We start from the raw sequence: 12,386 nt of genomic DNA, 5'->3' as shown, positions 1-12,386 counted from the left end.
TACTAATAGATAGACAATTAATAAATAATATGATATATATGGTTAATATAGCTTAATTTCAAGGAAATAAATGCAAAATTTTGAAAGCATTATCAAAAATATAAAAAATTCATCATATTTAATAGACAAAGAATTCTTAGTTTGGCCTGAGAATGCATTTATTGAAAACAAAAACATTGAGCTTATTGAAAAATGGAATTTAAAATCATACATTAAAGAGATATCAAATTTTTTCAGTGATGATTCTGTTAAAAAAGAATATGAAGAAATACACAAAAAATTCGATGAAGAGGCTGTTTCTAGTTACCATGTAATAATAAGCAATTTAGAAGAAATTTATGAAAATTGCAAAAGAAATAAAAAAATATATTATCAAGATATAATGCCCACTGTAAAAAAAGTAATAGAATTTTATAAAAAACAGAAAAAAATTTTTATCAAATATTTTAGAATTCCTAAACTTTCTGCGAACTATCACATTATTCATTCGGTAAATACAGCTATCTTAACAGTAGCCCTTGGTAATGAAATGGGACTAAATAACTATAAAACAATAGAACTTTGTAGTATTGCTCTTTTACATAAAATAGGATTCCTATTTATTCCATCAAAAATCAGCGAAAAAACAGAAGCATTGACTAGCAAAGAACTAGAAATAATAAAAAAATATCCCATAATCAGTTATAAAGTAGCTTTAACAAGTAACTTGTCACAATCCATATGTTTAACGCTTTTAACACATAAAGAAAATTTAGACGGGACAGGTTATCCTAAGGGATTAACAAGTGAAAACATTAGCATAGAATCAAATATAATAGGCGCTGCTAGTGCATATTCTGCTATCATTTTAGACAAGTCGTATAAAAAATCCTTTAATTCTGGAGCATCTATTATTGAATTAATTAAAGATGCTGACAAAAAATTTGATAAAAGGGTTTTAAAATTAATAATCAACACAATATCTTCTTGCCCTTTAGATTTTATTGTAGAGCTTAATGACAATTCTATAGCTAAAATAGTAGATATAGATAATTCTAATCCAAATTTTCCATACATAAATTACATAATAAAAAATGGAAAAGTTGCAAACAAGAATGAACTTAGCGTTCAGTCTATACCAAATACAAACACAGGAATAAAAAAAATACTCAATCAAAATGAAATAGAGCAAATTAAAAATAAACATTCTTTAGTAGACAGTATATAAGACGCCCAAAAAGGAGAAAAGCATGATTTTAATCATATCGGCTATGCAAGAAGAATCAGAAGAAATAAACGAAATGATTGATGACAAAGAAGAAGTTGTATTAAACGGCTACCTAGAAAATAAAAAAATTTATAAAGGAAAAATTTTGGGAAAAGATGTAATATCTTTAACTACAGGAATCGGAAAGGTTAACGCAGCGATTTGGAGCAATCAAATTATATCTAGATATAAAATCACCCATATAATAAACTCTGGAAGTTCTGGCGGAATAAAAAAAAACTCTAACCTTAAAATATTAGATATAGTAGCATCTTCAGAAGTAGCATACCATGACTTTGACTTGACCAAGTTTGGCCACAAAATAGGGCAAGTTCCTAATTTGCCACAAAAATTTAAAGCGGATGAAGAACTATTGAAAAAAGTTGTCAATATTGCTGACAAAAAGCTTTTAAACATTGATATCCATATCGGCTTAATACTAACAGGAGATCAATTTGTTGACAGTGAACAAAATCTTGATACAATTAAAAAAAATTTTAAAGATGCTTTAGCTGTAGATATGGAAGGAGCTGCAATAGCCCAAATAGCTCACATATTTAAAATACCATTCATAATAATCCGTTCAATTTCTGATTTACCAAACAACAAAAATAACCACATAGACTTTAATAAGTTTTTAAAAACATCATCAATAAATTCAAGTAAAATGACAAAGGAACTAATTAGGCTAATATGAATAAAATAATAGCAGCTAACCAAACTTTAACTTCTGAGGCTGTATCCGAAGGACATCCAGATAAAATTGCAGATCAAATCTCTGATGCCATCCTTGATGAAATGCTAAAAGTAGATAAAAATGCAAAAGTAGCTTGCGAAGTCATAATTGCGCAAAATTTAGTAGTAATAGCAGGAGAAATAAATAGCCCTGTAAAAAAAAACATAAATATAAAAGAAATTGCCAAAAACATTATAAAAGATATAGGTTATACAAATATTGATTATGGACTTGATTATAAAACAATAACGGTAATAGATGCCGTTGGCAATCAATCACGTGACATTATAAATGCAATTGAAAAAAAGGGGTCTAATACCCTTGGAGCTGGTGATCAGGGAATAATATTTGGATATGCTTGCGATGAAACAAAAAATTTTTTACCTGCTCCTTATGAAATTGCTAATTCAATTCTAAAAAAAGCTAGTAATCTTAGAAAATCAGGAGCAATAAAATGGCTGCGACCCGATTCAAAATCTCAAGTTACTATAGAATACGATAAAAACAAAAAGCCTATAAAAATAAAAAATATCATAGTATCTCATCAACACCATCCAAATATTTCCCAAAAACTAATAAGGCAAACAATCATTGAAGAAATTATTAAACCTACCATTCAAGACAAATCAATGCTTGATGAAAATACTATTTATTGTATTAATCCTTCTGGAAATTTTGTAATTGGAGGACCCACTGGAGATACAGGTCTTACAGGAAGAAAAATTATTGCTGATAGTTATGGGGGATTTGCAAGACATGGAGGGGGAGCATACAGCGGAAAAGATGCCACAAAAGTAGATAGATCAGCTGCTTACATGGCAAGATATATCGCAAAAAATATGGTAGCAGCTGGCATTTCTAAAGAATTTGAACTGCAACTTGCATATGCAATCGGAATTGAAAAACCAATATCTATTCAAATAACTACTGGAATAAATGATGCTGAATATGCAAACAAAATATTAAATTTCATTGTCAATAACTTTGATTTAACTCCTAAAGGAATAATTAAAAAATTAAAACTAAAACAACCCATATATCTTAAAACTTGTACTTACGGTCATTTTGGAAAAAATGAATTTGAATGGGAAAAATTAGATTTTGTAAAAAAAATACAAGCGGTGCTAAAAAAATGAAAAAAATAACAAGCTTTACAATAGATCATACAAAATTAAATCCTGGTATATATGTCTCAAGAAAAGATACCTTTGAAAATGTAATATTTACTACAATAGACATTAGAATAAAAGCTCCCAACATCGAGCCAATAATTGAAAACGCAGCAATACATACAATAGAGCATATAGGAGCTACTTTACTTAGAAATAATGAAGTTTGGGCCGAAAAAATAGTATATTTTGGACCCATGGGATGCAGAACTGGTTTTTACTTAATAATTTTTGGAGACTATGAAAGCAAAGATCTTATTGACTTAATATCATGGCTTTTTTCCGAAATTGTAAATTTTTCAGAGCCAATTCCAGGCGCAAGCCTTAAAGAATGCGGGAACTACAAAGAACATAACCTTGATATGGCTAAATACGAATCCTCTAAATACTTACAAATACTAAATAATATAAAAGAAGAAAATTTAAAATATCCTTAATCTAATAAAATTTATAAAATAGAAAGTATATCACTGTCATTTCTTGTTGCTACATCAAACTGGAAAATAAATCCTAAAGTTATTTTATGCATTTGATTTAAAAGTAAAGTTTTGTTATAAAAAATTGGAGAAACTGTATATTCCAAAAAAATAAAATCTATATTAATCCTAGCCCCAACATCTAATCCTAGAACAAAATTATCAAATAATGCCCAATCATTTGAGTTTCTAAAATTAATCGTAGCACCAATATATGAAAACTTTAAACCTGTAAACAAGTTTAAACTAAACATTGGGGTATAAGTTAAAAAGAAATAATTACCGTACATTCTTATTGAAATTGAAACATCTTTTGCTGTGAAATAACCTATAGAATGCTTCAAATATGATTGATCATCCAACATAAACATAATCTCTTTGGTATAAGGGGTATAGCTTGGTAAAAATTTAACATCTAAATTAAATTCTCCACCAACTGCAAAATTTTGAGAAACATTAACGCCAAGTCCGCTAAAAAATTGATACTTAAGCCTTTCATAGAAGAATAAATCTTTAGTAAAATTATCAACACCAATTCCAACTCCACTATATGCATTAAGATATCCAGGAATTCCTGAATAGATTCTTAATACATTAAAAAACATAAAAACAAAACAGAAAAATAAATTTCTTCTCATAAAGAATCCTTTTTGGACAATAAAATTAAATATTCATACCTATTTGTATAGACAATTCTTTAAATTTTTTAACTTCAAGATTAGGTTTATTACCCCTCTGAAAACCAAAACCATCATTTTTAAATCTCGGAATCACATGAAAATGAGTATGAAAAACCTCTTGCCCTGCACCCGCCCCCAAAGAAGAATAAATATTTATTCCAACACAAATGCTAGAATTTATTCGCTTTAAAGCATTCGAAATTTTTTTACATACTTTTAAAATTCTATCGTTAAATTTATTATCCATATTCAATAAATTTTCACTATGTTCTTTAGGAATAACAAGGGTATGCCCAACGGTTAAAGGATTGATATCTAAAAATGCTAAAACCAAATCGTCTTCATAAACTTTATAGCTAGGAAGCTCTTTGTTTACTATTTTACAAAAAATGCAATCATACATTAAAAATGTCCTATTATAAAAAAATAACAATTATCAAATTTAAATGAAATTCAAACAACATAACTAACCAAAACCCATTTTGCTATATTAAAATACGCTATCAAAGTAATAGCATCTGCAATCGTGGTGATTAAAGGACCTGCCATAAGTGCTGGATCCAACTTAAAAATCTTAGCAACAATGGGTAAAAGTCCCCCCAATATCTTTGCTACTGTCAAACTTACCATCAAGCAAGATGAAACTACAAATGCTATTTTAAGTCTATCAGAGTGCTGAGGAGCTACAAAGAAGACAATTCTTAAAAAATTAACACTAGCAAGAATTATTCCCACTAAAAAACTAACACATATTTCCTTTAAAAAAACTTTAAAAAAATCTTTTACCTTGATAGTACCAAGAGCAAGCTCACGAATTATTAACGCAGATGCTTGAGAGCCAGCATTGCCCGAAGTATCCATTAAAAGAGGAATAAAACTGGTCAAAATCACTAAAGACAGCATTAAATTTTGATAATTTGAAATGATTGTTGCTGTAAAAGTAGAAGATACCATAAGCACTAAAAGCCAAATTATTCTATTTTTTGTCATAACTAAAATAGAAGTATCAAGATAAGATGTATCTAAGGGCTTAACAGCTGCAATCATTTGAAAATCTTCAGTATTTACTGATTGAATAACTTCTAAAATATCATCAATAATAATGACCCCTATCATCCTCCCTTCATTGTCAACAACAGGAACACTGGTAATATCATATTTTTGGAAAAGAAGTGCAACATCTTCTTTCTCATCATTGACTCTTACAATGTAAAACCCACTACTTCTCATTATTGATGATAAAACGACATCATCTTTAGCCAATATTAAATCCTCAATTTTTATAACTCCTTTTAAATGCTTTTCATCATCCGTAATATAATAAGTGTAAATATCTTCTTTTGTTTTAGCAACTCTTCTAATATAATCAAGAGCTTGACCAACGGTAAAATCTTGCTTAAGTTCAACATACTCAATTGTTACAATCGAACCTGCAGAATCATCACTGTACGACAAAAATTTATTAATAATTTCTCTATTCTCTTCTGTAGAGCTTGCTAAAAATCTCTGAACAACATTTGCAGGAACTTCTTCTAAAAGGTCAATAACATCATCAATATTAAGCTCATCAATCATTTCACTTATTTCTTTATTTGTAAAAGAATTTGCTAATTTGTTTTTTGTAGATTGATCAAAATTAGAGAAAGTTTCAACTGCTATTTTTTTGGGCAAAAATCTGTAGAGCAAAATCAATTCAGATCCATTAAGTCTTTTAAGAGCCTCTGCAATGTCAAAGGAATCGTGTTTTAAAAATTTTTCTTTAATTTTAGAATAACTCTTTTCTTTAAGAAAAATTCTCAATTCATCAATATCTATCATTAAAAGGCCTCCAAAAATTTAAATTTTACAAGACATTATTTAATGAATCCAATTCATCAAAGCTTATCCAACAACATAGAACATCTTCCTGAAGGAATAGGAAGAGTTTTTTCTTTTTTATTTAATATATTTATTGTAAAATAATAAAGTTTTTCAGATTCCATTTTTATTTCCCAACCTCTTTTTCCTTTATTACAAATTATTGTAGTTTGATTTTTTTTAAGAGATAAGCTTTCTATCCCCATAATCTCAAGAGTGGGTATGTTCCAATATACAGTTTTATCGGGCAAACTAATTGTAAGCCCAATAATGTTTTCTATCATTAAACTGATGCTAAAAAGAGCAAGATAACAAATAAGATCTTTTTCGGTATAAATTTTTTTATTAGAATCAAAATATGCAGGTCCTTCCTGCATAGGCTTATAAGCTTCCCAAATGTGCCCTTTAATTTTATTAAAGGGCATTAGGGTGTCTAATATATAATATAAATGCCTTATCGTAAATTCTCTTGCAATGTTTGCACGACCACAATATTCAAGGCCTTTGATCACAAAAAAATTCATATATGTATAAACTGAACCATAGTACCCATTGCCATCTTCACTAAAACCAGGTTCACTAGCAGAAAGTGTGGGAAAAGGATTTGGAGTTCCAAAATGCTTAGTGCTTTTTAAATAAAAAATCATTCTTTCTATTCTATCTTCACTAGGAATCTCGGAAAGCATTGGGAAAAACCCTACTATTGTCTTTATTTCAAGTATACTTTCATTAACATCAAGATCATAATAGAATCCGTCCTTTTCGCTCCACATTAAAGAATTAATTTTAACCTTAAGGGAAAAAAATCGTTTTTTATATTCAAGTGATAAATTTTTATCATTCAAAATGTCTGCTAATTTAGAAATGCAATATGCACTATGAACTTGTAATGAATTAAAATCTACAGGATAATATGCATTTACTCTTGGAGAATTTTTATAAAAAATTTTATTTACATCAATTGAATAAAGACCATTCTCCTTTAAAAATTTGCTTTCTAGCCACTTATAATACTTATCAAGCTTTGGCAAAACTTCAGAAATTCTCTTTTTATTTCCTGTTTTGTGATACAAATTATATTCAGCCCATGCAAAAATAGGAAATCCAATATTCTCTTCATTATCATCAAGCTCAATAATTACATTGTCGCTGTCATATCTAGCTCTGATGGCACCAGATTCTTCCTGCAATTGATAAAATTTGTCAATTGCAGATGTAGATGAATATTCCCCATTACTATAGACAAGAAAAAAGCTTGACATACAAGCTTGCATTTGATCTATATAATCGCAATTCTCAGAATAATAATTTTTATCTTTTTTACCCTTATCAGCAATTTTTTGCAAAATAACTTTGTCTTGAATCCAAGACAAACTTTTATTATAAATATCAATAAAATCTTGATCATAATAGTAAATTTTGGGAAACATTTTTTTATTCAATGCTAAATCCTCTAAAACAATAGAAATGTACTTCTACTTATTATAACACAATAAATATAACATATTTAAAAAATTAAAAACTGGAAAATTAAAATCTTTTTATTTGAAAAGTCTACAACTTTAATATTTGTTTTATAAAAATTTCATATCCTTCCTGACTGTAAGGGACAATGATCTCTTTATTAATTATTTTCCTTTCAAGAGCTTTTATATATTCAAATTCATTCGCATTAGATAAACCAATAACGCCATCTCTTAATCCCATTTGAACAACTTTTCCACCTTCCCAAGTATTATTATTCTTAATATATTCACTAGTAATCAAATATAATGCATCACCAATGTTTTTTATAACAGAAGTAATAAAATTCTTAGGAGCAAGATGAGATTGATCTTGATCAGCTCCAATAACATAGTAACCAGCACCAAGTTCTTTTGCTGCCTCAATAACACCTAGTCCTGATAAACCAGCTGCAAAATGAATTACATCTATCCCTTTAGAATACATTTTATTGGCCATAGCTCTACCAATGTCAACATCAGAAAAAGAATTGGAATATTCACTTATAATCTCTATGCCCCCATTAGCATACTTTGCACCAGCTTCATAGCCATAACGAAATGCATCTACTATGTCGCCTTTCACTCCCCCTATAAAACCTATTTTACCAGAAACGCTTTTTTTAGCTGCAATATAACCAGCCAAAAAAGCACCTTGCTCCACTTTAAAAATAACGCCAATCAAATTTTTAGGGATCCTAACACCATCATTATAAATAGGATCTATTATCCCATAGTTAATTTTTGGATTCTCTGATGAAACCGATAGAGAAACGTCTGTAAGAATGTATCCTACAAGCCAAATCAAGCTCGAGCCATTCATTTTTAAATTATCAAGGTCTGAAACATAACTAGAATAAACTCCAGAAGAAGCACTGGAAAAAACCTCTTCAATACTTTCTGGAAAATCTTTTTTCAAGCGCAATAAAGCCTTATTAGCACTAGAATTAAAAGATTCATCATCAAGAACACCATCCACCAACATAGATATCTTAATTTTACTTGAATCAGATTCTACTCCACTCTTGCTTAAGCAAGAAGTTAACAAAATACCAAATATAAAAATTACAATTCCCATATAAAACGGTTCTCCATTTTCACCATTTAAAAAACCAATATACAAATACGTTTTTTAAAACTAAAAATAAAAGATATAAATTAATTTATATCTTTTATTTAAATAAATTCTTTAACAAAATTTTCATAACTTTCTTTATTATATGGAACAATAACTTCTTTATTGATTATTTTGCTAGAAAGGTTATCAATTTCTTTTTCAAGTTCAAAAGGAATCATCTTAGGATTTCTTACAAACCCGACAATCCCTTCTTTAAGGCCATAATTTATTAATTTTCCACCTTCAAAAGTATTAGTTTTTAAATAATTAGATGTAAAAAGATTTAAAGCTCTACCAACATCTTTAGTTGTAGATGTAACTACATTATTGGGAGCAAGATATGATTGATCCTCATCAACTCCAATAATGTAATGTCCATCACCAAGTTCTTTTGCAACTTCAATAGCTCCAATTCCCCCAAGACCTGCAGCATGATGGATAATATCTATCTCATCGGAATACATCTTAGTTGCAATGCTTCTACCAGCTTCAATGTCAACAAAACTACCAATATATTGAACAGATGTTTTTATATCTTTATTAGCATACTTAGCACCAGCTTCATACCCATACCTGAAAGCATCTACTATCTCGCCCTCCATTCCTCCTAAAAATCCAATTTTGCCCGTTTTAGAAACTTTTGCAGCAATATAGCCTGTCAAAAATGCGCCTTCTTGAGCTCTAAAAGTTAGACCTACTAAATTTGAAGAAATAGGTTCACTAGAATAAACAGGATCAATAATCACATACTTAACCTCGGGATTTTGCAAAGAAGCAGCCTTGGCTACATCGCTAAATCTATACCCAATAAGCCAAATTAAATTTGAACCCGAATCTTTAAGCCCTTCAAGATCAGATAAATAAGAATTTATTGAAGATTCTTTTAAAACAAGATCAATCTCAAATTCCTCTTTAACTTTTTTAATGCCATTTAAAGCACTCTCATTAAAAGATTTATCATCAAAAGTTCCATCAATTATTAAAGATATTTTAGGAATTCCACTTTCAAGACCACCCTTACCGCTACAAGATAAAAAAATAATACATTCAAATAAAATCAACAATAATAATCTATTCATAAACTACTCACCTTTTTAAAATAAAGCTATACCTAAGTAGTTTATAACTTTGATTTAAATAAATCAAATGCATATTCACTATCGGGAACAATAATTTCCCCATTTATTATTTTATTTTCCAAATTAACAACTTCATCAAGCAACCTACTATTTAAAACATCAGGATCCTTAACAATTTCTATTACGCCTTCTTTTAACCCTCGATCAATAACAACCCCACCTTTAAAAACTCCATTTTTAATATAATCTGATGAAACAGAATAAATAACTTTACCAATATCCTTAAGTATTGAAGTAATAACGTTTTGAGGAGCAATATATGATTGATCTTGATTTAAACCAATAACATAATATTTAGGTCCAAGCTCTTTAGCAGCGTCATAAACTCCAAGCCCAGTTATACCAGCTATTGGTAAAATAACACCCACTTTATCTTCTTTATACATAAATCTGGCCATTTCTTTGCCTTTCTCTTTATCAAAAGAAGAAGGCGCCTTTTTTGAAACCAATCTTAATTTGGGATTAGCATAAAAAATTCCAGCTTTAAAACCAAACTTAAAATCATTTAAATGTTCACTTCTAGGTCCTGTTAAATATCCAATCTTTTCCCTTCTATTCATCTTGGCAGCAATATACCCAGCTAAAAATGCTGCCTCTTCATTTCTAAACTTAATAGCAAGAGAATTCTTAGGAACTTGAATATCGCCATAATCAAAAGCATCTATAATCCCATAACAAATATCTGAACGTTCATGCGAAAGTCTAACCGATAAATTGGAAAATTCGTGCCCAATCAACCAAAAAAGATTTAAAGGACTTTTTTGAACTTCATAAGCATCTTCAGTCATTGCCTCATAAGCAGTAAGAAGCCTTTTGCCCTCAATGGGGTAAGGCCTTAAAGATTTTGTTATAAGTTTTACTCCAAAATTATCTTTAAGCTTTACAACGCCATCATAAACACTTTGATTGTAGCCTTTATCATAAAAACTACCACTGGCTAAAACACCTATAACAATTTTGTCGGATTTAACAAACTTTTTATTAGATTGAAAACAAGCCGATACTAATAAAGATAAAGCAATAAAAATAAACCTTTTAAACAAAATTAATCCTCTCCTTACAAAATTCATTTAAAAAATTTAGAATTTTTTAAAAATTAAAATGTTAATCTTTACTTTACTAACAAGCAACATTCTTTATTTATAAAAAAATCTTAACAAACCTTTTAAAAAAAGAATGTTTTTGGCATTAATAAAAATATGATGTAAGAAAAATTATTCTTCCTACATCACCATAATATCCAAATTTAAATCCTTTTGCAAGATCAGTCCAAAAAATTGCAACAATTAACAGCCCCATAAAATTTTTTAAAGAACTAAAAACATTTTTCACAAAAAAATTTCATGCAAATCAGACTAATCTGCTATTTGCAAAACAAAGTTATCATAAGATATTTTGTCATAAGGGACTCTTATAATACCATTCATTATGCTTTGCCCAATATTTAATGATTTGTTATAAATTTCAGAATAATTTGATTTTAGGTTTTCATTTAAAACCAAACCAAGTCCATCTTCTTTAAGTCCAAACAAAATGGTCTTACCTCCATCCCAAACTCCAGTTTCTAGATACTTTTTTGTTAAACTATGCATCAATGAATCAACTTTCTTAATGGCAGAAACAAGAACATTATTAGGGGCAAGATATGATTGATCTTGATCGACTCCAATAATATAATGATCGGGGCCTAATTCTTTTGCTGCCTCAATTACTCCTATACCAGAAAGTCCTGCGGCTGCAAATATAATATCAACTCCATCTCGATACATATTAGATGCTGTTGAGCGACCAAGTCCAAAGTCTCCAAATGTGCCAATATACTGAGAGACTACTTTAATATTAGAATTTGCATACTTAGCACCAGCTTCATATCCATACATAAAAGATTCTAGAATTTTCCCTCTCACTCCCCCAATAAATCCTATCTTACCCGTTTTAGAAGCCTTTGATGCAAAATATCCTGCTAAAAAAGCCACCTCTTCAGATCTAAAATTAATATTGAGAAGATTTCTAGGTATTTGAATTTCATTATAAATTCCTTCTATTATTGCATAACTAACAGAAACGTTCTCGCTAGCTCTTTGCAAAAGAGCATCAGACAATCTAAATCCAACTCCCCAAATCAAACTTGAATTACTATCCTCTAAGTTTGCAATATCTCCCAAGTAAGAATTCCCTGTAGATGATTTTTCAATTATATTTACGTTAAAATCTGCCTTTAATTTTCTTATCGCCTTAGAAGAACTTTCATTAAATCCTTTATCATCAAAAGCACCCTCAACTATAAGTGAAATCGTTTTTGACCTTGGCTTACCATCATCAGAGTCATAACAAGAAACAATAAATAAAAAAAATAGAAAATAATAAACTTTTTTTAACACAAAACATCCTCCTTACTTTTAATAAAACAAGTATAAAAAATAGCTCCAATAATACTCAAACATATAAACAAAAAAAGGCACCT

Annotated in this window: 13 protein-coding genes; 4 read left to right on the top strand and 9 right to left on the bottom strand. The window is 29.1% G+C overall.

The annotated features are described in order from the left end of the window. Positions 1–70: 70 nt before the first annotated feature. The 4 genes from QIA41_RS02435 to QIA41_RS02420 are packed head-to-tail and all read left to right on the top strand — an operon-like array spanning position 71 to position 3,588. Positions 71–1,207 carry an HD-GYP domain-containing protein gene (locus tag QIA41_RS02435; protein WP_320292447.1) on the top strand — a complete coding sequence of 379 codons (1,137 nt, stop codon included), beginning with the start codon at positions 71–73 and terminating at the stop codon, positions 1,205–1,207. A 22-nt stretch (positions 1,208–1,229) separates the two neighbouring features. After that, a complete protein-coding gene (locus QIA41_RS02430) occupies positions 1,230–1,943 on the top strand; it encodes a 5'-methylthioadenosine/adenosylhomocysteine nucleosidase (RefSeq protein ID WP_320292446.1) in 714 nt (237 codons plus the stop codon). Further along, entirely contained in the window at positions 1,940–3,118 is a 1,179-nt protein-coding gene (gene metK / locus QIA41_RS02425) for a methionine adenosyltransferase (RefSeq protein ID WP_320292445.1), read from the top strand. The genes QIA41_RS02430 and metK overlap by 4 nt, the downstream gene beginning before the upstream one ends. After that, positions 3,115–3,588 (top strand): S-ribosylhomocysteine lyase, encoded by a 474-nt coding sequence (locus QIA41_RS02420; RefSeq protein ID WP_320292444.1) that lies wholly within the window; start codon positions 3,115–3,117, stop codon positions 3,586–3,588. The genes metK and QIA41_RS02420 overlap by 4 nt, the downstream gene beginning before the upstream one ends. A gap of 11 nt (positions 3,589–3,599) precedes the next feature. Here the strand turns inward: QIA41_RS02420 and QIA41_RS02415 are convergent, their stop codons facing one another. The 9 genes from QIA41_RS02415 to bmpD all read right to left on the bottom strand — a co-directional run bounded on the left by QIA41_RS02415 (position 3,600) and on the right by bmpD (position 12,303). Beyond that, positions 3,600–4,265, bottom strand: coding sequence for a hypothetical protein (locus QIA41_RS02415; RefSeq protein WP_320292443.1), 666 nt, complete (start codon positions 4,263–4,265; stop codon positions 3,600–3,602). Positions 4,266–4,290: 25 nt separating this feature from the next. Further along, positions 4,291–4,710, bottom strand: a complete 420-nt coding sequence (locus QIA41_RS02410) for an HIT family protein (RefSeq protein ID WP_320292442.1) — start codon at positions 4,708–4,710, stop codon at positions 4,291–4,293. A 50-nt stretch (positions 4,711–4,760) separates the two neighbouring features. After that, positions 4,761–6,125: a magnesium transporter gene (gene mgtE, locus QIA41_RS02405; RefSeq protein WP_320292441.1), complete on the bottom strand. Its 1,365-nt coding sequence runs from the start codon at positions 6,123–6,125 to the stop codon at positions 4,761–4,763. 56 nt (positions 6,126–6,181) lie between these two features. Then, positions 6,182–7,606, bottom strand: coding sequence for an MGH1-like glycoside hydrolase domain-containing protein (locus tag QIA41_RS02400; RefSeq protein ID WP_320292440.1), 1,425 nt, complete (start codon positions 7,604–7,606; stop codon positions 6,182–6,184). Between the two features lie 112 nt (positions 7,607–7,718). Next, positions 7,719–8,744, bottom strand: a complete 1,026-nt coding sequence (bmpB, locus tag QIA41_RS02395) for a nucleoside ABC transporter substrate-binding protein BmpB (protein ID WP_320292439.1) — start codon at positions 8,742–8,744, stop codon at positions 7,719–7,721. Between the two features lie 98 nt (positions 8,745–8,842). Continuing rightward, on the bottom strand, positions 8,843–9,862 hold the full coding sequence (gene bmpA / locus QIA41_RS02390; protein ID WP_320292438.1) for a nucleoside ABC transporter substrate-binding protein BmpA: 1,020 nt from the start codon (positions 9,860–9,862) through the stop codon (positions 8,843–8,845). Positions 9,863–9,903: 41 nt separating this feature from the next. After that, positions 9,904–10,965: a nucleoside ABC transporter substrate-binding protein BmpC gene (gene bmpC, locus QIA41_RS02385; protein ID WP_320292437.1), complete on the bottom strand. Its 1,062-nt coding sequence runs from the start codon at positions 10,963–10,965 to the stop codon at positions 9,904–9,906. Between the two features lie 145 nt (positions 10,966–11,110). Continuing rightward, positions 11,111–11,254 (bottom strand): hypothetical protein, encoded by a 144-nt coding sequence (locus QIA41_RS02380; RefSeq protein ID WP_320292436.1) that lies wholly within the window; start codon positions 11,252–11,254, stop codon positions 11,111–11,113. Positions 11,255–11,277: 23 nt separating this feature from the next. Further along, on the bottom strand, positions 11,278–12,303 hold the full coding sequence (gene bmpD, locus QIA41_RS02375; protein ID WP_320292435.1) for a nucleoside ABC transporter substrate-binding protein BmpD: 1,026 nt from the start codon (positions 12,301–12,303) through the stop codon (positions 11,278–11,280). Positions 12,304–12,386 lie beyond the last annotated feature (83 nt).

Source organism: Borreliella sinica (assembly GCF_033969665.2).
GTDB classification, from domain to species: Bacteria; Spirochaetota; Spirochaetia; order Borreliales; family Borreliaceae; genus Borreliella; species Borreliella sinica.
The sequence above is the reverse complement of the archived record's forward strand: the minus strand, read 5'-3'. Positions and strand labels throughout refer to the sequence as shown.

Excerpts from the sequence above, each read along its gene's own strand:
- bmpB (WP_320292439.1), bottom strand. The coding sequence starts at position 8,744 with ATGGGAATTGTAATTTTTATATTTGGTATTTTGTTAACTTCTTGCTTA.
- QIA41_RS02420 (WP_320292444.1), top strand. The coding sequence starts at position 3,115 with ATGAAAAAAATAACAAGCTTTACAATAGATCATACAAAATTAAATCCT.
- mgtE (WP_320292441.1), bottom strand. The coding sequence starts at position 6,125 with ATGATAGATATTGATGAATTGAGAATTTTTCTTAAAGAAAAGAGTTAT.
- QIA41_RS02410 (WP_320292442.1), bottom strand. The coding sequence starts at position 4,710 with ATGTATGATTGCATTTTTTGTAAAATAGTAAACAAAGAGCTTCCTAGC.
- QIA41_RS02415 (WP_320292443.1), bottom strand. The coding sequence starts at position 4,265 with ATGAGAAGAAATTTATTTTTCTGTTTTGTTTTTATGTTTTTTAATGTA.
- bmpA (WP_320292438.1), bottom strand. The coding sequence starts at position 9,862 with ATGAATAGATTATTATTGTTGATTTTATTTGAATGTATTATTTTTTTA.
- QIA41_RS02430 (WP_320292446.1), top strand. The coding sequence starts at position 1,230 with ATGATTTTAATCATATCGGCTATGCAAGAAGAATCAGAAGAAATAAAC.
- metK (WP_320292445.1), top strand. The coding sequence starts at position 1,940 with ATGAATAAAATAATAGCAGCTAACCAAACTTTAACTTCTGAGGCTGTA.
- QIA41_RS02435 (WP_320292447.1), top strand. The coding sequence starts at position 71 with ATGCAAAATTTTGAAAGCATTATCAAAAATATAAAAAATTCATCATAT.